At 64.9% G+C, this 21,822-nt stretch carries 21 protein-coding genes; 6 read left to right on the forward strand and 15 right to left on the reverse strand.

Features of this window, described 5'->3' with window-relative positions; genetic code table 11:
- Positions 1-157 precede the first annotated feature (157 nt).
- From rnhA to ispH, 3 genes are read right to left on the reverse strand one after another with little or no spacing between them, the layout of a single operon-like run.
- Entirely contained in the window at positions 158-622 is a 465-nt protein-coding gene (gene rnhA / locus ACM42_RS06235; RefSeq protein WP_091895107.1) for a ribonuclease HI, read from the reverse strand.
- Positions 619-1,602: a homoserine kinase gene (locus ACM42_RS06240; RefSeq protein WP_271527073.1), complete on the reverse strand. Its 984-nt coding sequence runs from the start codon at positions 1,600-1,602 to the stop codon at positions 619-621. Before ACM42_RS06240 ends, rnhA begins: the two co-directional genes overlap by 4 nt.
- 6 nt (positions 1,603-1,608) lie before the next feature.
- Positions 1,609-2,577 (reverse strand): 4-hydroxy-3-methylbut-2-enyl diphosphate reductase, encoded by a 969-nt coding sequence (gene ispH, locus ACM42_RS06245; RefSeq protein WP_061024173.1) that lies wholly within the window; start codon positions 2,575-2,577, stop codon positions 1,609-1,611.
- A 265-nt stretch (positions 2,578-2,842) separates the two neighbouring features.
- On the opposite strand from ispH, the gene ACM42_RS06250 reads away from it, so the two are divergent.
- The gene (locus ACM42_RS06250; protein ID WP_271527074.1) at positions 2,843-3,538 is read left to right on the forward strand and encodes a DUF1013 domain-containing protein; all 696 of its coding nucleotides are present in this window, start codon (positions 2,843-2,845) and stop codon (positions 3,536-3,538) included.
- A 255-nt stretch (positions 3,539-3,793) separates the two neighbouring features.
- Here the strand turns inward: ACM42_RS06250 and ACM42_RS06255 are convergent, their stop codons facing one another.
- The 5 genes from ACM42_RS06255 to ACM42_RS06275 form a co-directional block, all read right to left on the reverse strand.
- A complete protein-coding gene (locus ACM42_RS06255) occupies positions 3,794-4,540 on the reverse strand; it encodes an OmpW/AlkL family protein (RefSeq protein ID WP_028180280.1) in 747 nt (248 codons plus the stop codon).
- Between the two features lie 192 nt (positions 4,541-4,732).
- On the reverse strand, positions 4,733-4,993 hold the full coding sequence (locus tag ACM42_RS06260) for a hypothetical protein (RefSeq protein WP_271527075.1): 261 nt from the start codon (positions 4,991-4,993) through the stop codon (positions 4,733-4,735).
- Between the two features lie 170 nt (positions 4,994-5,163).
- Entirely contained in the window at positions 5,164-7,086 is a 1,923-nt protein-coding gene (locus ACM42_RS06265; RefSeq protein ID WP_271527076.1) for a propionyl-CoA synthetase, read from the reverse strand.
- A gap of 270 nt (positions 7,087-7,356) precedes the next feature.
- A complete protein-coding gene (locus ACM42_RS06270; RefSeq protein WP_271527077.1) occupies positions 7,357-8,742 on the reverse strand; it encodes a tetratricopeptide repeat protein in 1,386 nt (461 codons plus the stop codon).
- Positions 8,743-8,978: 236 nt separating this feature from the next.
- The gene (locus tag ACM42_RS06275; protein ID WP_271527078.1) at positions 8,979-9,737 is read right to left on the reverse strand and encodes a tetratricopeptide repeat protein; all 759 of its coding nucleotides are present in this window, start codon (positions 9,735-9,737) and stop codon (positions 8,979-8,981) included.
- 115 nt (positions 9,738-9,852) lie between these two features.
- Between ACM42_RS06275 and ACM42_RS06280 the strand changes: the two genes are divergently transcribed.
- Together ACM42_RS06280 and ACM42_RS06285 are read left to right on the forward strand one after the other, a co-directional pair.
- Complete coding sequence (locus ACM42_RS06280; protein WP_271527079.1) at positions 9,853-11,397, forward strand: cation:proton antiporter; 1,545 nt, start codon at positions 9,853-9,855, stop codon at positions 11,395-11,397.
- 55 nt (positions 11,398-11,452) lie between these two features.
- Entirely contained in the window at positions 11,453-12,223 is a 771-nt protein-coding gene (locus ACM42_RS06285; RefSeq protein WP_271527080.1) for a hypothetical protein, read from the forward strand.
- 77 nt (positions 12,224-12,300) lie between these two features.
- Here the strand turns inward: ACM42_RS06285 and ACM42_RS06290 are convergent, their stop codons facing one another.
- The 5 genes from ACM42_RS06290 to ACM42_RS06310 all read right to left on the reverse strand — a co-directional run bounded on the left by ACM42_RS06290 (position 12,301) and on the right by ACM42_RS06310 (position 17,629).
- Positions 12,301-13,107 (reverse strand): SDR family NAD(P)-dependent oxidoreductase, encoded by an 807-nt coding sequence (locus tag ACM42_RS06290; protein WP_271527081.1) that lies wholly within the window; start codon positions 13,105-13,107, stop codon positions 12,301-12,303.
- A gap of 78 nt (positions 13,108-13,185) precedes the next feature.
- Positions 13,186-13,608, reverse strand: a complete 423-nt coding sequence (locus ACM42_RS06295; RefSeq protein WP_271527082.1) for a DUF1850 domain-containing protein — start codon at positions 13,606-13,608, stop codon at positions 13,186-13,188.
- A complete protein-coding gene (locus ACM42_RS06300; RefSeq protein ID WP_271527083.1) occupies positions 13,569-15,683 on the reverse strand; it encodes a TRAP transporter permease in 2,115 nt (704 codons plus the stop codon). Before ACM42_RS06300 ends, ACM42_RS06295 begins: the two co-directional genes overlap by 40 nt.
- A 160-nt stretch (positions 15,684-15,843) precedes the next feature.
- Positions 15,844-16,791, reverse strand: a complete 948-nt coding sequence (locus ACM42_RS06305; protein ID WP_271527084.1) for a TAXI family TRAP transporter solute-binding subunit — start codon at positions 16,789-16,791, stop codon at positions 15,844-15,846.
- A gap of 358 nt (positions 16,792-17,149) precedes the next feature.
- A complete protein-coding gene (locus ACM42_RS06310) occupies positions 17,150-17,629 on the reverse strand; it encodes a hypothetical protein (RefSeq protein WP_271527085.1) in 480 nt (159 codons plus the stop codon).
- Positions 17,630-17,822: 193 nt separating this feature from the next.
- On the opposite strand from ACM42_RS06310, the gene ACM42_RS06315 reads away from it, so the two are divergent.
- Entirely contained in the window at positions 17,823-18,128 is a 306-nt protein-coding gene (locus tag ACM42_RS06315; RefSeq protein WP_271527086.1) for a hypothetical protein, read from the forward strand.
- A 134-nt stretch (positions 18,129-18,262) separates the two neighbouring features.
- Here the strand turns inward: ACM42_RS06315 and ACM42_RS06320 are convergent, their stop codons facing one another.
- Positions 18,263-19,474 carry a hypothetical protein gene (locus ACM42_RS06320; RefSeq protein WP_271527087.1) on the reverse strand — a complete coding sequence of 404 codons (1,212 nt, stop codon included), beginning with the start codon at positions 19,472-19,474 and terminating at the stop codon, positions 18,263-18,265.
- Positions 19,475-19,527: 53 nt separating this feature from the next.
- Positions 19,528-20,154 carry an NUDIX hydrolase gene (locus ACM42_RS06325; protein WP_442868903.1) on the reverse strand — a complete coding sequence of 209 codons (627 nt, stop codon included), beginning with the start codon at positions 20,152-20,154 and terminating at the stop codon, positions 19,528-19,530.
- 68 nt (positions 20,155-20,222) lie between these two features.
- Here ACM42_RS06325 and ACM42_RS06330 point away from each other — a divergent pair, with 68 nt between their 5' ends.
- Both ACM42_RS06330 and ACM42_RS06335 read left to right on the forward strand, forming a co-directional pair.
- On the forward strand, positions 20,223-20,648 hold the full coding sequence (locus ACM42_RS06330; protein WP_271527089.1) for a PaaI family thioesterase: 426 nt from the start codon (positions 20,223-20,225) through the stop codon (positions 20,646-20,648).
- A gap of 162 nt (positions 20,649-20,810) precedes the next feature.
- The gene (locus ACM42_RS06335) at positions 20,811-21,821 is read left to right on the forward strand and encodes an aldo/keto reductase (RefSeq protein WP_271527090.1); all 1,011 of its coding nucleotides are present in this window, start codon (positions 20,811-20,813) and stop codon (positions 21,819-21,821) included.
- The last annotated feature ends 1 nt before the right edge of the window (position 21,822 follow it).

Raw genomic sequence — 21,822 nt, forward strand, 5'->3', positions numbered from 1 at the left:
CTGTTGGCCACACACGACGCTGTCATGCCCCGCGAAAGCGGGGCATCAAGTACGCCGAGGCTTTGCGGCTGAATCACAAGCGTCTCTGGAATACTGGATCGCCCGGTCAAGGCCGGGCGATGACGGTAGAGGGTTGCGCGACGATGGTGCGCCCTTGCTACTCCCGCACCCGCTGCTGCAACCGCGCCATCGCGATGCCGTCGCGCGCGAGCTGATCGGCGCGCTCGTTCTCCGGGTGCCCGGCGTGGCCCTTGACCCAATGCCAGCGGACCTCGTGCTGCTTCAGCGCGGCATCCAGGCGCTGCCATAGCTCCACATTCTTCACCGGCTTCTTGTCGGCGGTGCGCCAGCCGTTGCGCTTCCAGCCGAAGATCCAGCCCGTGATGCCCTGCCGGACATACTGACTGTCGGTGTAGAGATCGACCGTGCACGGCTTCTTCAGCGCCTCGAGCGCGGAGATCGCCGCCATCAGCTCCATCTGGTTGTTGGTGGTATGTCGCTCGCCTCCGTTCAGCTCCTTTTCCTTGTCGCCGAACTTCAGGATCGCGCCCCAGCCGCCCGGCCCGGGATTTCCCGAGCAGGCGCCGTCGGTGTAGATCGTGACATTGGGAAGCTCGCTCACGCCACCAGCCCCGACGGCGTCAGCCCATAGTCTCGCACGCTCGTCACGCTCTGGTGGAAGCGCAGCTTGCGGAAATATTCGAGGGGATCCTTCGGCCTGACCAGCGCGCCCGGCGGCACGTTGAGCCAGTCGACCAGCCGCGTCAGCAGGAAGCGGATCGCAGCGCCGCGCGCCAACAGTGGCAGCGCCGCCTCTTCCGTCTCGGAGAGCTTGCGCACCCGGCCATAGGCGTTGAGAAAAGCGCGCGCCTTGGTGACGTTGAAGGAATGATCCGGCTCGAAGCACCAGGCGTTGAGACAGATCGCGACGTCATAGGCCAGCATGTCGTTGCAGGCGAAGGTGAAGTCGATGATGCCCGAGAGCTTGTCGCCGAGGAAGAAGACGTTGTCGTTGAAGAGGTCGGCGTGGATCACGCCCTCCGGCAGATTGGTCGGCCAGACGCCGCTCGAGAGATAATCGAGCTCGGCGGCAAGAAAATCGCGCAAGCCCGGCTGCACCTCGTCGGCGCGGCTTGAAGCCGCGTCGAACAGCGGCCGCCAGCCGGAAACCGAGAGCGCATTGGTGCGCTTGATCGCAAAGTTCGCGCCGGCCAGATGCATCTTCGCCAGCCCGTCGCCGACCCCGGCGCAATGGGCCGCATTCGGCTTGCGCGGCCAGATGCCTTCGAGAAAGGTGATGATCGCCGCGGGCCGGCCTGCCAGCTCGCGCAGGGCCTCGCCATCTTTCGCCTTCACAGGCAGCGGACAATTGACGCCGTGCTCGGCCAGATGCGTCATCAGCGCGAGGAAGAACGGCAGATCGTTCTTCGCCACGCGCTTCTCGTAGAGCGTGAGAATGAACGAGCCCTTGCTGGTGTGCAGCAGGAAGTTGGAGTTCTCGACACCCTCGGCGATGCCCTTGTAGGAGAGCAATTCGCCGAGATCGTATTGTTTCAGGAAATCCGCAAGCTCGTCGGCGGCGACGTCGGTGTAGACCGCCATAAAGATCTACTCGGCGGCAGCTTCGGGGCGCACCTGACGCGGCAGCGGGAAGAACTCGTTCTCCTCCGCGGCCGAGACCGTCTCCACGTGCAGCGTGTAGCGCTCGGCGAAGGCGTCCATGATCTCCTCGACGATCACTTCAGGCGCGGAGGCGCCCGCCGTGATGCCGAGACTGGTGATGTTGCCGAACCTGGTCCAGTCGATGTCGGTGGCGCGCTGCGCCAGCACCGCGATCTTGCAGCCCTCGCGCTCGGCGACCTCGCGCAGGCGCTGCGAGTTCGACGAATTCGGCGCACCGACCACGATCAGGGCGTCCACCACCGGCGCCACCTTCTTCACCGCGAGCTGGCGGTTGGTGGTGGCGTAGCAGATGTCTTCCTTGTGCGGGCCGTTGATGTTCGGGAAGCGCTCCTTGAGCAGCGCCACGATCTCCGCGGTATCGTCGATCGACAGCGTGGTCTGGGTCACGAAGGCGAGGTTGTTGGGGTCCTTCGGTGTGATCGTCTTGGCGTCCTCGGCGGTCTCGATCAGGGTCACGGCGCCGGGCGGAAGCTGGCCGAGCGTGCCGACCACTTCGGGATGGTGGGAGTGGCCGATCAGGAAGATCTCGCGGCCGCGCTTGAAGTGGATCGCGGCCTCGCGGTGGACCTTGGTCACCAGCGGGCAGGTCGCATCCAGCGAGAACAGATTGCGGGACTGGGCGTCGGCCGGAACCGACTTCGGCACGCCGTGCGCCGAGAACACCACCGGGGCGGTGGTGTTTTCCGGGATTTCAGCGAGCTCCTCGACGAAGATGGCGCCCTTCTTCTTCAACCCATCGACGACGTACTTGTTGTGCACAATCTCGTGGCGAACATAGACCGGGGCGCCGTACTTATCGAGCGCCCGTTCCACAGTGTCGATCGCCCGGACCACGCCGGCACAGAAGCCGCGGGGAGAACAAAGCACGATCTTGAGGTCTGGTTTGGCTGACATTGAGCGATCTCGGGGCCGAATCGCCCGTTTCGCCTTCTGGCGGGGGCGGTCGATGGATGGAATAGGGGCTTAAAACGGTCGGCTTGAACCCTACAGCGGTTCAAAGGGAATTGGGCCCCCTTTCGGGCGGTGTCAAGGCACTATCTATAGCAGAACCATTGCGTGGCTACCCCCTCCCGGCTTATATAGCGCGAATTCCATGTCATCGCTGATGACCACCGGTTTCGCCTCCAGAGGGGTGGGCGAAGCACAAAGGAGATTTGCCATGAGCAACGCACCTCTGATGCCCAAGGCGACCGCCGTCTGGCTGCTCGACAATACCGCGCTGACCTTCGACCAGGTCGCCGATTTCACCAAGATGCATCCCCTCGAGGTCCGCGCGATCGCGGACGGCGACGCCGCCCAGGGCATCAAGGGCATGGATCCGCTCTCCAACGGCCAGCTGACCCGCGAGGAGATCGAGAAGGGCGAGAAAAACCCGGATTACCGGCTCCGCCTCCAGGAGAGCAAAGTGGTGCTACCGCCCCAGCCCAAGCGCAAAGGACCGCGTTACACCCCCGTCTCGCGCCGCCACGAACGTCCGAGCGCCATCCTTTGGCTGCTGCGCAACCATCCGGAACTCAAGGACGCCCAGATCATGCGCCTGGTCGGCACCACCAAGAGCACGATCGCGAGCGTGCGCGACCGTACCCACTGGAACACATCGGCGCTGACCCCTATCGACCCCGTCACCCTCGGCCTGTGCTCGCAGATCGAGCTCGATTTCGAGGTGCAGCGCGCTGCCAAGGAAAAGCCGATCGACGCAACCTATGGCGGCGCGACCCTGCTGCCGGCCTCCGAGACCACCCGCAAGGACGAGTACGAGCCCGCGGAGAAGTCCAGCGACGATCTCAATGTCGACGCCGTGTTCGCCAAGCTGAAGACGCTCGGCGGAAAGAAGCACGAAGACGAGGAGGAGTAGTTCCTCTCTCGTTCATTCACCATCGAATGCAAACGCGGCGGGAAAACCCGCCGCATTTTTGTTTCGTGTACTCCACCCTCGGTGGGTCGTCCCCGCGAACGCGGGGACCCATAACCCCAGGACGTAGTTTGGCGAAGACTTGTCGTTTGGTACTTCTACCAACAACAATCGATAAATTCCGCGGTATGGGTCCCCGCGTTCGCGGGGACGACAGCGGAATTTGTCGCGACGCCAATGCCCTCTTTTGGCGCGCTCTCAGAACTTATACGTCACACCCGCGCCGACCAGCCACGGATCGATATGCGCGGTGCCGGTGACCGGCAGGCCGGAGACGGTCGCCGAGTAGTTCGGACGCAGCCAGAGCTTCTTGACGTCGACGTTGAGACCCCAGTGCCGGTCGATCATGTAGTCAAAGCCGAACTGGACGGCGCCGCCCCAGGCGTTGCTGACGTGCAGGTTGGTGGTGGTGGCGACGATCGCGGGCGGACCGGCGATTGCAGCCGGCGCATTCGCGGCGGAATTGTTGAAGAACACCGTGTAGTTCACGCCGGCGCCGATATAGGGCTTGAACGCGCCGAAATTGTCGAAGTGATATTGCAGCGTGAGCGTCGGCGGCAGCAGCGTGGTCTTGCCGATCGGCAGGTTCGCCAGCGAGCCAGTGCCGCTGATCGAGTGCCTGGTCACGCCAAGGATCAGCTCGGCCGCGATGTTCTTGGTGAAGAAATAGCTGATGTCGAGCTCGGGGACGACCTGATCGCTGATCGAGAGGCCGGAATTCGGCGAAGAAAGCGAGGGCACGCCCGCCACGTTCACGCTGCTGCCGCCGCCATCAGGCAGCACGCCGAGCGCGCGCAGGCGGATCATCCATGGATTGAACGCCTCTACCGGCGGCGGCGCCTTCTTGTAGACCGGCAAATCGGCAGCCTGCGCCGAGGCAAAGGTGCCCACGAGCATCGCGCCAATCGTGGCGAGCCGCGCCAGGTTTCTCGTCGTTCTATGCATTTCAATCCCCTTCAGCCATCTCTCGCGCATCGTTGCGCGACATCAGCGTCAGAGCAGAAAGGGGACAGTGAAGGATTTGATGCCGATCAAATCAGGCGAAACGCGGTACGATTTGTGTCGCGGCGTTGCAGATGTGTCACGAAAAGCGCGAATGCAAGGCGCGAGGCGCGGCACCATGATGCCGCGCTCACATCAGGGCCGCTCGGGATGGTTCAGCATGTACTCGCCGAGGTCGCGCTGGCGGCGGTCGGCGCGGGCGATGGCGGCATTGCGCTGGACGTCGCGATCCTTACGGCAGGCCACGTATTCCGGCGAGCCCTGCGCATAGCCACGGCTCAGGCAGACCGCGTCATCGTCGTCGCCGCCCATCGCCACCGGCGTCTGGTAGCGCGCGGAGCAGGCGGAGAGCATGAGGCCCGCAAACACAATCGCAAGAAACGACTTCGAATTCATGGCAGCTCTTTCGTCCTCATGGTGAGGAGCCCGCGCAGCCGGCGTCTCGAACCATGAAAGGCCCGGATGCAGCAGCGGGGCCTTTCTTCCTTCGAGACGCGCGCAGGGCGCGCTCCTCCGGATGAGGGTTGAGCGGAAAAATGCGACCTATTCAAGCCCCATCGGGACCGTCACACCCTTCCCTTCAGCGCCTCCCCGATCTCGTCGAGTGCCTTGGGATCCTCGATGGTCGCCGGCATGGTCCAGGATTCGCCGTCGGCGATCTTCTTGATGGTGCCGCGCAGGATCTTTCCGGAACGCGTCTTGGGCAGGCGGCCGACGGTGATGGCGAGCTTGAAGGCGGCGACCGGGCCGAGCTTGTCGCGCACCAATGCGACGATCTCCTTCTCGATCTCGGCCGGCGGGCGCTTCACGCCGGCCTTGAGCACCAGGAAGCCGCAGGGCACCTCGCCCTTGATCGCGTCCTTGACGCCAAGCACGGCGCATTCGGCGACATCAGGATGCGAGGCCAAAATCTCCTCCATGCCGCCGGTGGAAAGCCGATGGCCGGCGACGTTGATGATGTCGTCGGTGCGGCCCATGACGAAGACATAGCCGTCCTCGTCCTTGTAGCCGGCATCGGAGGTTTTGTAATAGCCGGGGAATTCGCTGAGGTAGGCCTCCTTGAAGCGCTCGTCCTGATTCCACAGCGTCGGCAAACAGCCCGGCGGCATCGGCAGCTTGATGACGATCGAGCCCATGGTGTTGGGGGCGACCGGCTTTGCCGCTTCGTCGACGACATCGACCTGGTAGCCCGGCATCGGCACCGTCGGCGAGCCGTGCTTCACGGGCAGCATGCCGAGGCCGACCGGATTGCCGGCGATGCACCAGCCGGTCTCGGTCTGCCACCAATGGTCGATCACGGGCACCTTCAGCTGCTGCTCCGCCCATTCCACCGTCGGCGGATCGGCGCGCTCGCCGGCGAGGAACAGCGTGCGGAATTTGGAGAGGTCGTATTGCCGGATGAATTTTCCTTCCGGATCGTCCTTGCGGATGGCGCGGAATGCGGTCGGAGCGGTGAAGAAGGCCACCGCCTTGTGCTCGGAGATCACGCGCCAGAACGCGCCGGCATCGGGCGTGCCGACCGGCTTGCCCTCGTACATGATCGAGGTCGCGCCATGAAACAGCGGTCCGTAGACGATGTAGCTGTGGCCGACCACCCAGCCGATGTCGGAGCCGCACCACCAGACCTCACCCGGCTTGACGCCATAGAGGTTGAACATCGACCATTTCACCGCGACGAGATGCCCGCCATTGTCGCGCACGACGCCCTTCGGCACGCCGGTCGTGCCCGAGGTGTAGAGGATGTAGAGCGGATCGGTCGCGGCGACAGGCACGCAGGGCGCCTTCTTGCCGTCGTTCATCGCCTTGCGGCGCAGGCTGGCCCAGTCGTAGTCGCGGCTTGGCGTCATCTCGCAGGTGAGCTGCGGACGCTGCAGCACGATACAGGCTTTCGGCTTGCTGCCGGCAAGCCTGATCGCCTCGTCGAGCAGCGGCTTGTAATGGACGATACGGCCGGGCTCGATGCCGCAGCTGGCGGAGAGGATCAGCTTCGGCTGCGCGTCGTCGATGCGGGTGGCGAGCTCTTTCGCCGCGAAGCCGCCGAACACGACGGAGTGCACCGCGCCGATGCGCGCGCAGGCCAGCATCGCGACCACCGCTTCCGGCACCATCGGCATGTAAAGGATGACACGGTCGCCCTTGGCGACCCCGAAGTCCTGCATGACGGCGGCGAGCGCCTGGACCTCGTTCAGCAGTTCGGCATAGGTGAGTTTTGTGACCGAATTGGTCAGCGGCGAATCATGGATCAGCGCGACCTGGTCGGCGCGGCCGCGTTCGACATGGCGGTCGAGCGCGTTGTAGCAGGTGTTGACGACGCCGCCGGCGAACCAGCGGCCGTAGGTTCCTTGCGAGGGATCGAAGATCTTTTTCGGCGGCTCGATCCAGTCGATCTCCTTCGCCGCCTCGGCCCAGAAGCCAGCGGGATCGGCCAGCGAGCGCGCATGGACCTCATGATAACGACTTTTGCCGTCGGCGTTCCCTTGGACGTTCATTCCCGCGCTCCCGTGCCTTTATTCGCCTGCCCTTGACCCTTGTGGCAGGACAGGCGCCCCGCCATGACCAGGATCAATTGCCGGCCTTGTTGTGAAGCTATTTTCGCGGGAACGGGCCGCGGTTCAAGCTCAAAAGGATGGGCCTTTCGGGGAAGACACACCTACCGCCGCGCGGGCGGTGCGCCCCCTCGCCCCGCTTGCGGGGGGCGGGGTCTCCGGAAGGACGGTGGCGGTTCGACTCGAGGAGAGACGACGAGTTCGGAACGCTTCTCAGCTCTCCATCGCGTTCAGCTTCTGCAACCGCTGCTGCATGATCTTCTTCAGATCATAGTCGGGGCGGCCGAAACTGGCGTTGCGCGTGGCGAGGAAATCGCGCTGCGTCCTGCGCAATTCGCCGGCCGAGCGCTTGTTCGCCAGCTTCAGCACGCGCTCGTAGGCCTCGGCGATCTGGCGGTCGAGCACGCCGAGCTGCGGATCGGCACAGATCACCTTCTCGACCTCGCGCTTCGCCGTCGCGCAATCGAACGACGGGCCGTTGCCGGAAGCCGCATTCAGCGGACGCAGCGGCTCGGCACCGAACTTCGCGATCTCGGCGATCATGGCGCGGCGGCCGTTGGCTGCATTCTCGTTGCCCGGATCGAGCTTCAGCGCCGTCTCGTAGTCCGCCAGCGCCTTCTTGCGCTCGCCCATCTTCTTGTAGAGCACGGCACGGTTGTTGTAGGTCTTCGCAAAATTCGGATCGAGCTCGAGCGCGGCGTCATAGTCGCTCAGCGCGGCCCCGAGCTCGCCCTTGAACTGGTAGGAATCGCCGCGGTTGGTCAGGAAGTTGGCGCGCCGCTCACGCCGGATCGCTTCGTCGTAATCGGCGATGGCCTTGTCGTACTCGCCCATCGCGGCATAGGCGAGGCCGCGATTGTCGTAATATTCCGGCACCTTCGGATCGAGCCTGATGGCCGCGGTGTTGTCGGCGACCGAATTGTCGTTCTGGCCGAGCTTCTTCCAGGCCGCGCCGCGGTTGGTATAGGTGCGAGGCCGATTGGGGTCGAGCCGCAAGGCCTGGTCGAAATTCCTGATCGCCTTCTCGTTGTCGCCACCGAGATAATAGGCCACGCCGCGGTCGGACCAGGCCTGCGCATCATCCGGCTTCAGCTTGATCGCCTGGTCGTAATCGGCGAGCGCGCGGTCGAGCCGGCGCTGATTGGTGTAGACCACGCCGCGCGATTCGTAAGCCTCCGCATCCTGGGGATCGAGGTCGATCGCCCTGGTCAAATCCGCCGCAGCGCGGTTGAGATCGCCGCCGGCCTCGCGCAGGAGGTCGCCGCGCAGGCGCCAGGCCTTTGCGTTCCTGCCGTCGAGCGCGATGGCGCGGTCCAGATCGCGCAGCGCCTGCGGTTGCCCTCCAAGGGTTCGCGCATTGGCTTCGGCGCGGACAACGAGGGCCGCGCTGCGATCGGAGGCTGGATTTGCAGTCTTGTCGATGATGGCGCTGCACGCCGGAATCAACTCTGCCGGGGCAACCCTGCTGCCCAGCACGCACTCGGAGCTCGCCGCAGCTGGGGCCGCGAGAACAAGGCTGATCGCTGCGCTGAGGAAAAAGGCGCGAAGCAAGATTTTGGCAGGCGAAAGCGCTTGCGCGGAGGCTTGAGTGCCGCACATGACAGAGGGCTCCGTGACGTCGGGTTCTCATCGTTGTCGCGGCTGGCAGGGGATGGGTTCAAATCGGGCCCGTCCGCGCCGTCATGGCCGGGCCTGTCCTTGGCCTGTCCCTGCCATCGACGTCTTACCCGCGGCACACAGACCGTGGATGCCCGCGCCTTCGCAGCGCCGAAGGGCTTCGGCCCCGCAGGCGGGACAAGCCCGCGCATGACGGCTCCTCGTGAGCCGAAGGCCCGTCAATATCCGTCGACCCCGTTCAACCGTTGCAGGCGCGCTTGCATCGCCTTCTTGAGATCATAGCCCGGCCGGCCGAAACCGGCATTGCGGCGCGCAATGAATTCATCCTGCTCGCGCTGGAGCGCCTTCGCTTCATCCGCATTGCGCGCCGCGCGGATCACGCGGGCGTTCGATGCAAAAATCTCCCGGTCGAGATCGGCGAGCTCGCGATTGCCGCAGATCGCCCTTTCCACCGCGCGGCGCGCTCGCGTGCAATTGAAGCTGGGCTTGCCGGCGACCGCCATCTGCGCGCCGATTCGCTCGAGCTCGCGCGCCATCGCCTTGTGATTGGCCTTGGCCTTCGCGTGGTTCGGATCGATCTTGAGTGCTGCGCCGAAATCCTGCACCGCCTTGGGCTTGTCGCCCTTCTTCAGCCAGAGCTCGCCGCGCGCGTTGAAGATATCGGCGAGGGTCGGATCGAGCAAAAGAGCGCGGCTTTCGTCGGCGATCGCACGGTCGACCTGGTCGTGCCGCGCCAGCAGTGCGCCGCGCGCGATCAGTGCCTTGATCAGATCCTCCTTCGCCGTCTTCTCATTGTCGATCACGGCAGCGCAGGCGGTGGCCGCCTTGTCCACGTCGTCGGCCGCGGTCGCCGCGAGGCAGAGCTCGACATCGACCTGCGTCACCGCAACCGGCTCGCCTCCGGTCGCAGCATTGGCCGCGGCGAGCGAGAGTGCGTAGAGCAGCCCGGCGCCGAACAGGTGAATGAGAGAACGCATGCTCGTTGCAGTTGGAGAGTCTTGTCTTAGGGTCTTGCCTTGGCGCCGTACTATCCATCATACGGCCGGTTTGGTGCTAGCTTGGGGCGCCGCTCAGATCGTCTCGGGGATCATCGTGTCGACATTCGAATGGATCATTGCACTTCTGCTCGGCGCTGTTGCCTTATCGGCGCTGGCGCGGCGGATCAAGGTCCCTTACCCGACCTTTCTCGCCATCGGTGGCGCGCTGATCGCCTTCGTGCCGTCCAGTCCGTCCTGGGCGCTGGAGCCGGACCTGGCCTTGGCCCTTTTTGTCGCACCGGTCCTGCTCGATGCCGCCTTCGACACCTCGCTGCGCGATCTACGGAACAACTGGGTTCCGGTCTCGACCCTGGTGGTCGCCGCAGTCGGCCTGACCACGGCCGCCGTGGCCTATGTCGCACACCGGCTGATGCCCGACATGCCCTGGGCCGCCGCGGTCGCGCTCGGCGCGATCGTGGCGCCGCCGGATGCGGCCGCTGCCGTCGCAATCCTGAGCCAGGTGAAGCTGCCCCACCGCATGGTGAAGGTGCTTGAGGGCGAGAGCCTGCTCAACGACGCCAGCGCGCTTCTGATCTATCGCATCGCCGTCGGCGCGGTCGCCACCCAGCATCTGACATGGAGCCAAGTCGCGCCGACCATGGTGCTGGCCCTCGTCGGCAGCGTCGTCGCAGGTCTCGCCGCAGGCCGCATCATTCCGCTGTTCATGGAGCGGGTGAGGGAAGCGCCGAGCGCCATCATCGTGCAGTTCGCCACCACTTTCCTGGTCTGGATCGCCGCCGAGCATCTCGGCCTCTCCGGCATCCTCACCATCGTGGTCTATGCCATCACGGTCGCACGGACAGCGCCGGCGCGCATGCCGGCGCGGCTGCGGGTGCCGTCCTATGCGGTCTGGGAGACGATGGTGTTCGTGCTCAACGTGCTCGCCTTCATGCTGATCGGCATGCAGATGCGGCCGATCTGGACGCAGCTCGACGCGGACGTGCGCTGGGAATATTGCGTGGCCGCCGCCTGGATCCTGCTCACGGTGATGCTGGTGCGGCTCGCCTGGGTGACGTTCTATCGCACGACCCTGCGCGTGCTGATCGCACACGGGCTCTATCATCCGAAGGATCCGAAGCAGATCGCTTCGCCCAAAGGCGGCCTCATCATCTCCTGGTGCGGCATGCGAGGCCTCGTTACGCTCGCGACCGCCTTTGCCCTGCCGGAAAGTTTTCCCTATCGCGACTTCATCGTCTTCATCGCCTTTGCGGTGGTGCTGGGATCGCTCGTCATCCAGGGCCTGACGCTGCGGCCGCTGATCCTCGCCTTCGACCTCAAGGACGATGATCCCGTCGGCATCGAGGTCGCGCGCGGGCGCGCGGTCGCCTATCGCGCGGCGCTCGATGCGATCGAGAGCGATCCGTCGGAGGAGGCGGAAATCCTGCGGCTCGAATATCGCGCCATCCTGATGCAGGCCGAGACCAATCCGAACGGCGGCATCGCCAATGGCGAATTGCCCGCCGATCCCCTGCGCCGCCGCGCCATCGAGGCCGCGCGCAAAGCGATCTTCGACCTCCGCGCCACCGAGGTGATCGGCGACGACGCGTTTCATCGGCTGGAGGAAGAGCTCGATCGCGCAGAACTGAGCGCAGGCGGATAGATCGACGACGATGGTGGGGTTTGAACCAAACCTCGCCTTCCCAGACTCACTCCAGATGACAACTCTGATCGACGACCGTCGTGTGCGCGCGCGTGATGCGTCGCCTGCACGATATTTTTATCTCCACATGGCCCTGACCTGCGCGGCCACCGCCTTTCTCGGCTTCGCACCGACCTATTGGGTGCCGCTCGCCAACCGGACGCTCTCCGCAAGCCCCGTGATTCACTTTCACGGACTCTTGTTCTTCACCTGGTCGCTCTATTTCGTGCTCCAGACCTGGCTCGCGGCCTCGGGCCGCGTGGTCAATCACCGCTCGCTCGGCATCGCCGGCGTATCGCTCGCGACCGCGATGACGATTTTCGGCTTCCTCGCCTCGGTGCACGTGATGCAGCATTCCGCCGCGCTCGGGCAGAAGGAAGCCGGCATCGGCTTCTCGATCGTGCCGATGAGCGGAATCGCGTTCTTCGCCGTGGTGTTCGTGCTGGCGATCATGAACACGCGCAGACCGGAGGTTCACAAGCGCCTGATGCTGCTGGCGGCGGTCTCGATCCTCGATGCCGCGATCGCGCGCTGGTTCCTGACCTTCCTCGCCCCTCCCGGACCGCCCGGCCCGCCGCCGGTGCCCGTGACGATTGCGCCGGCTGTCGTCGCTTCCCTGCTGCTCGTCGTCGCCATGGTGCGCGACTGGCGCACCGAAGGCCGCGTGCATCCGGTCTACATCTACGGCACGCTCGCGCTGCTGGCGGTGAAGGTGCTGAACTGGCCGGTCAGCGAGAGCGCCGCGTGGCATGCCTTCGCCGGCGGCATCCTGACGCTGGCGCAGTAGGTAGCGACAACCTCCGTTGTCATCCCGGATCGGCGCGCTTAAGGGCGGGCTGGTCCGGGACGACGGTGGAGATTGCACTAAGCCCCCGCCTTGCACGTGATCCCGCCGTCGACCACGAGCTCGATTCCCGTCACGTATTTCGACTCATCCGAGGCCAGGAAAAGCGCGGCGTTGGCGACGTCGAAGGCATCGCCCATATGGCCCATCGGCACCTGCGCATCGCGCGCGCGCCACATCGCTTCCACGTCGCCCTTGGCGTAGCTGGCGGCAAGCCCCGCTGAATGTTCGACCATCGGCGTCTTCATCAGGCCGGGCAGGATCGCGTTGACGCGGACATGATGGCGCGCGAACTCGATCGCCGTGGTGCGCGTCATCTGGTTCATCGCTGCCTTCGAGGTGCCGTAGGTGACGTAGGAAATGCCCATGTGGCGGATCGAGGCGATCGAGGAGATGTTGATGATCGAGCCGCCGCCCTGCTTCACCATGACGGGGATGACATGCTTCATGGCGAGATAGGCGCTCTTGAGGTTGACGCTGAAGACGCGGTCCCAGCTTTCCTCGCTCACCTCGACCACGCTGCCCATCTCGGCGATGCCGACATTGTTGTCGAGCACGTCGATGCGGCCATAGGCCTTCAGGCACGCTGCGACCATCGCCTCGATCTCGCTTGCGCGCGACACGTCGGCGGTGAACGCCGTCGCCTTGCCGCCTTCCTCGATGATGATCTTCGCGGTCTCCTCGGCCGCAGCACCATTGCGATCGACGCAAAACACCTGCGCGCCCTCGCGCGCAAACGTCACCGCGGTTGCCTTGCCATTGCCCCAGCCGGGCCCAATCGAGCCGGCGCCCACCACCATCGCAACCTTGCCCTTGAGCCTATCCATCGTGCGTCTCCCCTTGCTGTTTTGTAGCCCGGATGAGCGCAGCGATATCCGGGCCACCATCCCCGGATATCGCTGCGCTCATCCGGGCTTCGGATCGCTGCAAATCCTCATCGTGGTGACGTTAGCACCGATCGGATGGCCGACAATCTCCGACAACGTCCGGCACTTCCCGTCATGGCACAACCGCCACTCCCCGGCCGCTCCGGAATTACCGAGCACGACCTCGTGCATCGGCGGACGCCGCGGCCGCCATTGAAACCAGCCATCGACGAGCCGCGCCTCGGGCGGCGGCTCCATGCCGGGGCCGGTGCCCTTGACGCGGGCCTGCACCAGCTCGAGGCCGGCGGGCGTGACACGCCAATCTTCCTGCCATTCGACCTTCGCGACCGAATGCGTCCAGGCCAGCGTGAAGGCGGACAGCGCCAGCGCCTTCACGCCTGATGCCGTTGCGAAGCAGAGGCTCACGCCGCCTCGACCGCCGCCGGCGGGCGCTGCCGCCATTGCCACACCACCAGCGCAGCAGCAAGCACGAAGCCCGCCGTGTCGCTGAACGGGAACTCGCCGAGCAGGCAGAACGCGGCGCCGAGCGCGACCAGGCGCTCGATCAGCGTCAGCCGCGTGAACAGGAAGCCGATCGCGACCATGCCGAACAGGCCGATCGCCACCAGCGCCTTGGTGGCGGCCAGCGCCACCGCGCCGTAGAAGCCGAGCTTGGCCGCCATGGGATCGCCGGCCTGCAGCATCAGGGCAGGCGAATAGACGAAGATGAAGGGGATGACGTAACCGGCGAGCGCGATGCGCATCGCCTCCCAGCCGATCTTGTCCGGGTTCTCCTTGGCGATCGGCGCCGCCGCGAGCGCGGCGAGGGCCACCGGCGGGGACAGATCGGCCATGATTCCGTAATAGAACGCGAACATATGGCTCGCGATCAGCGGCACGCCGAGTTTCGCGAGTGCCGGCGCGGCGAGCGCGGCGGTGATGATGTAGGTCGGGATGGTCGGAATGCCCGTGCCGAGCAGGATCGACAGCAGCATGGTCATGACCAGCGCCAGGAACAGGCTTTTCTCGCCAAGACCGATCACCCAGCCGCCGAAGATGGTGCCGACACCGGTCTGCGACATCATGCCGATGATGACGCCGACGATGGCGCAGGCCATGCCGACGGTGATGGCGGACTTCGCACTTTCAGCCAGCGCATTGCGGCATTCGCGCAAGGCTTTGAACCCGCCGCGCACGAACGCCGTGATCACGATCAGCCCGACCACGATGCACGCGACCGGCACGATCTGGAGACCGTCGCGCGACAGCGCGGCAACGACGAGCGCAAGCCCGATCCAGAACACGTAGCGGATCACCATCGACGAGGCACCCGTCGTGATGGCGGTGCCAAGGATCAGCGCCACCGTCAGCGCGAGACCCATGCTGCCGGCATAGAGCGGCGTGAAGCCCTCGAACAGCATGTAGACGAGCGCGGCGAGCGGCAGCACGAGGTACCAGCGCGTCACCAGCGCCTTCCAGGCGCTCGGGATCTCCGAGCGCTTCATGCCGACGAGGCCGTGCTTGCCGGCTTCCAGATGCACCATCCAGAAGGCTGAGGCGAAATAGAGGATCGCAGGAATCGCGGCGGCCTTGACGATCTCGGAATATTGCACGCCCAGCGTCTCCGCCATGATGAAGGCGACCGCGCCCATCACCGGCGGCATGATCTGTCCGCCCATCGACGCCGTCGCCTCGACGCCGGCGGCGAAGGCGCGGCGGTAGCCGAACCTGATCATCAAGGGAATTGTGAACTGGCCGACGGTGACGACATTGGCGACGCCCGAGCCCGAGATCGTGCCCATCATGCCCGAAGCGAACACCGCGACCTTGGCAGGTCCCCCACGCGTGCGGCCGAACAGGCCGAGCGAGACGTCGGTGAAGAGCTGGATCATGCCGGCGCGCTCCAGGAACGAGCCGAACAGGATGAACAGGAAGATGTAGGTCGCCGACACGTAGATCGGCACGCCGTAGAATCCTTCGGTGCCGAACGACAGATGCGTGACGATCTGGTCGAAATCATAGCCGCGATGGTTGAGCGGCGACGGCAGGTACTGGCCGAAAAACCAGTAGAGGAGGCACGCGCCGCACATCAGCGGCAGCGCCGCGCCCATCAGGCGCCGCGTGCCCTCGAAGATCAGCACCGCCAGCAGCGTGCCGACCACGAGATCGAGCCGGGTCGGATCGCCGTCGCGCGCGATCAGGTCCGCGTAGAATATCCATTGGTAAAGGCCGCAGAGGAAGCCGGCACCGCCGATCATCCAGCCGAGTGCACGGCCGAAGCTGCTCTTTGCGGTGAAGTTGGCGATCAGGCCGAAGGTGAGCAGAACGAGGAAGCCGACATGAACGCCGCGGACCACCTGGCTCGGCAGATAATTGAAGGCGGCTACATAGAGCTGGAAGGTCGCGAATGCGATGCCGATCCAGTAGGCGAGCCGTCCCCACCAGCCCGGACCGAAACCTTCCGGGAAGCCATGCTCGAAATTGTCGAATTCGACCTTGATGGGGGCAGCTTCAGTGCCCTCTGCCTTTTCCAGCATCCAATTCGTTCCCAACCATCAGCGCTTATAACATGGGCAGAGCGTCTCCAGACCGTCATGCCCGGGCTTGTCCCGGGCATCCACGATCTTTCTCGCCTAGCCTCAGAACGTGGATGGCCGGGACAAGCCCGGCCATGACGTACGACAGCGAGAGCCGATCTTACTTGATCAGCCCTTTTTCCTTGTAATAGCGGGCCGCGCCGGGGTGCAGCGGAACCGGGCTGCCATTGGCGGCGTTCTCGAGCTTGATCTCCTTGCCGGCCGCGTGCGCGTTGACGAGCTCGGGGAGCGACTCGTAGACCAGCTTGGTCATCTGATAGGCGAGATCGTCCGACACGGCGGAGCTCGTGACCAGATAATTGATCACGGCCGCAGTCGGCACGTCCTTGTCCTGACCGGTATAGGTCTTGGCCGGAATGATCGCCGAGACGAAGGGCGGGCCGATCTTGTCGACGGCTTCCTTCGGCACCGACACCACAGTGATCGGGCTCGAGGTCGACAGGTCCTTCAGCGAGGCGACGCCGAGCCCGGCCGATTGCAGCGTGGCGTTGAGCTGCCGGTTCTTCATGAGATCGACCGATTCGGCGAAGGGCAGATATTCGACCTTGCCGAGATCCTTGTAGCTCATGCCGGCGGCCGCGAGGATCGCGCGCGAGTTCAGCTCCGTGCCGGACTTCGGCGCCCCGACCGACAGGCTCTTGCCCTTGAGGTCGGCCAGAGTCTTGATGCCGCTCTCGGCGGTCGCGACGATCTGGATGTAGTTCGGATAGATTGCGCCGATGGTCCTGAGCTTGTCGAGCTTGGTCTTGAAGCCCGCCTCCTCCTCGCCGTCCCAGGCCGCTTTCAGCGAGTCGCCCAGCGTGAACGCCAGTTCGCCGCGGCCCTGCTGCAGCAGGATCAGGTTCTCGACCGACGCCTTGGTGGCCTGCACCTGCGTCTTCACGTTCGGAATCTTGTCGCCGTAGATCTTTCCGATTGCGACGCCGAGCGGATAGTAGACGCCAGAGGTGCCGCCGGTCAGCACGTTGATGAAGGATTGCGCCTGTGCGCAAGGCGCCGACGCCGCCAGAGCAAGAGCCGCGGCCACGCCAAAAATCGTCCGTTTCATGGTTGTTGTTCTCCCCAAACCGGCCGCGAAATTGGGCCGGATGAGGGGTGCGGGTCAACCCATCCAAAAGGCAAAACAGGACTGCGGCGAACGGCCGATTCGGCTCGATTTCTGGGAACTCGCGGCTGCGGCGAGTTGGCGCAGCGCGAGGCCGGTGCTGCGTCAGATGCGATCGCTGGAGCGGCTTGCTCGGTCACCTCTCCCGTGTTTGGGAGAGGTCGGCGCGTCCGGGCGATGCGCAGCATCGTCCCGCGCGCCGGGTGAGGGTTCTCTCCTCTAGGGGACTATCCCATCGTGGAGACACCCTCTCCCAGCCCTCCCCCGCAAGCGGGGGAGGGAGCGCACCGTCGCTGGCGCTCTACTGGAACGTCATGTCCAGGCACTTCGAGATGTCGGAGCCGAGGCCGGAGGAGATGATGATGCAGCCGCGGATCTTCTGCGCGCCGACGTCGGCGGCCCAGACCGAATATCCGCCGGGACCGAAGAATGAGTTGGTGTTCGGCGGCTCGGTCTCGGTCGCGTCGAAATCATATTTGCCGTCGGTCTCGAAGATACGCGGCTTTTTGGTACAGCCGCCGTCCGTCTGGACGTTGATGACCTCCTTGTTGTCGCGGGTCAGCGCCAGGGAAATCTGGCAGCGGAAATATTCCGAGGTCTTGGTGTTGAAGAGATAGGTGTAGGACTTGCAGGTCGCCGTGTTCAGCTTGCCCGGGGCGAGGCCGCGGCTGCACGAAATGCGCTGATTGTGGCTGAGCTGGTAATCATCGGCCCGGGCCGCTGGCGCCATCGCCGCCAGCGACAATGCAGCAGCCCAGCAAAGCTTGATCACATGGCGCATCCGAATCATCCCTACCAGTAATTTTGTCGAATTGCGTTCTAGACGGAAAGCGGAACATAGTCGCGAGGGGACGAAGGGAAAATCACAAGCTGCTGGGCAAGACGTGATGCGCTGCGGCGCTTTCGCAAATTGACCCGATCATGTCGTTCGTGATTTGTTCAAGCCCGGAATGTCCCGACCGTGGGAGGATGGGATGACGGCATTTTCAACCAAGACATTTGCAATCGCAGCCGCGCTCGGCGCATGCGCAGGGCCCGCATTGGCGCAAACCGGAGCGACGCCCTGGGAGCTCAAGTCGGACACGGGCTATGCCTATGACAGGGATGGCAAGACCTTTTCCTACAAGATGGGCACTAGCAACGCCGGCGAGCTCCTGAAGGGCGCCAAAAAGGTGCCGAAGGGCACACTGTTCTTCATCGGCCAGAACGGCCAGCTCTACATGCGGAGCGGCCCATATCTGGAGGGCGACGGCAAGTTCAAGTTCGGGCCGGACCAGTAACGGCTTGAGCACGCGGCCGACCGCGCTGCCTCGCACGCGGTGACATCGTCCGCCTTGTGCGCAATTGCGCACTGGGGCGGACGATCCAGTATCCCGCAGGCCATTGCGATCGAAGGGTGCGGCGGGGAGAAGAGCTAAAACGCCCCCGCGAGCTCCCGCGCGCCGGCTTTGCTGCTGTTCGAGTCCATCCGCTCGTCGGTCACGGCAAGCAGCTTGGCCACCGTGTTGTGGCGGATCGCGACCGGATTGCGCTCGTAGCCGCCGCGCTGGAAGAAGTTCGAGGTCGGCACCTTCTCGCGCATCGCCTGCGGCATCGTCACCATGTCGAGACCGGTGCCGTCGCCGGTGAGGTTCATCATCTCGAGCTCGGCCGCGGAAAGCGGTCGGGTGTAGCCCTTGGCGCGGGCGAACAGCACCGACGTCAGCAGCTTGTGGGTCTGAAGCATCGGCCCGATGTCGACGTCGAGCACCATCGCATGCATGGCCCAGCCCTGCGGGGTATTGCCGATCTTCTCGTGCTCCGACCAGGTGTCGGGCACCGACTTCGCATGTGCCACCATTTTCTTCAGGACAGTGAGCTTGTGCTCGAGCGCATGCCGCGCCGGCCCCGAGCTCCGCGCCACCTTCTCGGAAAGCGCACGGATGAGTTCATGGCCCTGCTCGGCCAACAGCTCGACGCTGTTGGTGGTCAGCAGCTGGTTGTAGCCCATCGCGGTCGAGATCGCGCGCTTGCCGCCGTGCTCGATGCCCGCCTGCACGTCGTAGCTGCCGGTGCCGCCGGTCTCGAACGAATAGACCCGCACCGCCTGCTCACGCGTCAAGCCGTTGGCCAGTGCGTAGCGCGCGTAGGCGCGCTTGAACTCGAGTTCGCTGGACGGGCGCTGCGGCGTGAACTGGTAGAGCTCATGCGCCGCGCGCAGGAAATCGGCGACCACCGGAATAGGCTTTCGGGGCGGCCGCTCCGGCGTTTCCTCCGGCTCCGGGTTCACCGGGCGCTTCGGCCCGGCATAGAGCGGCGGATGCTCCAGGACGTAATCATCGAGCGTGATCTGCTGCCCGTTGCGCCGCTTGGCGTTGCGCGTCTTCCGCTTCTCGGAGATCTGGCTCCAATAGGCGCCGGCCTCGGCATCGAACGCCGCGCGCGCAGCCTGATATTCCGCGAGCTTGCGGCGATATTCGAGCACGGCCGGCGAGGCACCTTGCGCGAAAAACTGCGACAGCAGCTGGGCGTTGGCGTTGCGAACGGCCGCCGGCAGCGCGTCGCCTTCGGCGCCGCGCGCGGCGGATGAGATCAGGACCAGCGCGAATGGAACCAGCGCCAGCTTGTTTCGAATCGATCGATGCATGCTGCCCTCTTAGCAGGCATCCGGTAACCGTCACGTTAACGCGCCGTTTACCATCACTTCCAGGCAAACACCGGTTGTTCCAAGTCGGTGACGCGGGTGTGCCGCCCCGCCAGCACCTCGCGGAACTGGTAGATCAGCGCCGCCGTGGGCGCGTGGATCAGGCTCATCTGGTGATGGAAGCGGATCACGCGCCGCACGCTTTCGGGGATCGCGACGAAATCGAAAGCGTCCTCGCGCTCGATGGTCGCCAGCGCGATGCGATGCACGGACGCGACCTCCTCCGGGTTCGGCCGGATCGCGGCGCTGCCTGCGGCCCAGACCACGACCGGCGTGATCAGATAGCCGGACCGCGTCGGGTAATCGTCGAGCGTGCCGAGCACATCCGCGTCCGTGAGGCGAAGGCCAAGCTCCTCGTCGAGCTCCCGCAGCGCCGCTTCGACCGGCGTCTCGCCGGGATCGCATCGGCCGCCCGGCAGCGCCCATTGACCGCGATGGGCGCGCAGATGCGACGCGCGCAGCGTGAGCAGCAGCGCAGTGTCGTCGCCCTCGCTCGCGGTCAGCGCGACCGCGACCGCGGCGCGCTTCAGCGTCGCTTGCGCATCATCCTCCTGCAGGCGCGTGAAGGCTGCGCAGGCATCCGCGATATTCCGCCGTGTGGCATCATCGAACGGTCTCATGATGCTTGACTACACCACGTCCGGCCCCGATGAAATGCGCTCGCAAGGCCCGCACAGGAACGGACGACGACATGACCACCAAGGCCGCCGCAAGGCTGAAATCAGACGGCTGGAGCATCCTGGAGACCACGGGTTTCCTCCACCTCGTCGGTCCCTTGTGGGAGCGCAAGGTCGACGGCCATCACGAGTTCGCCCTCGCGACAGAGGACAAGCACCACAACCGCCGCGGCATGGTCCAGGGCGGCGTGATGATGACCTTCGCCGACCGCACCTGCGGCATGACGGCCCGCTATGTCTCTGGCAAGGAATATCTGGCGACGGTGCAGCTCGACACCCACTTCGTCGAGGCCGGCCAGATCGGCGACATCCTGATCTCCCGCCCGCGCGTGGTACGCTCGACCCGCACCCTGATTTTCATGAGCACCGAAGTCAGCGTGGACGATCGTTGCGTCGTGATGGCGAATGGCGTGTTCAAGATATTGAAGGGGCCGGCGTAGGCGAAGCGGTCAGGCTGCCACCGCCCTCTCCGCGTCGTTGCGAGCGCAGCGAAGAAATCCATGACTCTCTCCGCGGACTCAGCTCTGGATTGCTTCGCCGCGCTCGCAATGACGGAACCGGATGGCTATGCTGCGCCCCATCGCAGCGTTGAGGACCCGCCTATGCAATACCGCCAACTCGGCCGCAGCGGCCTGAAAGTGTCGCCGATCTGCCTGGGCACCATGATGTTCGGTGGGCCGACCGATGAAGCCGCATCGAAGCGGATCATCGACAAGGCACACGGCGCCGGCATCAACTTCATCGATACCGCCGATGCCTACTCGAAGGGCGCATCCGAAGAGGTGGTCGGACGCGCGATCGGCAACAACCGTCACGCCTGGGTGCTCGCAACGAAACTCGCAAACCCCATGGGCAACGACCCCAATCGCGGCGGCCTGTCACGACGTTGGGTCTTGCAGGCCGCCGACGAAAGCCTGACGCGGCTCGGCACCGATCACATCGACATCTACTATCTGCACAAGGAAGATCACGCGACACCGCTGGAAGAGACGGTGCGCGCGATGGGTGACCTGATCCGCGCGGGCAAGGTGCGCTATTTCGGCGTCTCCAACTACCGCGCCTGGCGCGTTGCCGAGATCTGCAACATCTGCGACCGGCTCGGCATCGATCGACCCGCGGTGAGCCAGCCTTACTACAACGCCATGAACCGCATGCCGGAGGTCGAACACTTCCCGGCCTGTTCCTATTACGGTCTCGGCATCGTGCCCTATAGCCCCTTGGCGCGCGGCGTGCTCACCGGCAAGTACAAGCCCGATGCCGCCCCCGACAAGGAGACGCGCGCAGGCCGCAACGACACCCGCATGATGCAGACCGAATGGCGGCCGGAATCGCTGCGCCTCGCGCAGGAGATCAAGACGCACGCGGAGAAGAAGGGCATCACCGCCGGCCAGTTCGCGGTCGCCTGGGTGCTGAACTCCGCCTTCGTCTCGTCGGTGATCGCCGGACCCCGCACCGAGGAGCAATGGGACGGCTACATCAGTGCGCTCGATTACTCCTTCACCGCGGAGGACGAGGCCCTGGTCGACCGGCTGGTGACGCCGGGCCATCCCTCGACGCCGGGCTACAACGACCCGGCCTATCCGATCGAAGGCCGCCGCGCGCGGACGGCGTGAG

Source organism: Bradyrhizobium sp. CCBAU 25338, from assembly GCF_028128965.1.
Classification (GTDB): Bacteria; Pseudomonadota; Alphaproteobacteria; order Rhizobiales; family Xanthobacteraceae; genus Bradyrhizobium; species Bradyrhizobium liaoningense.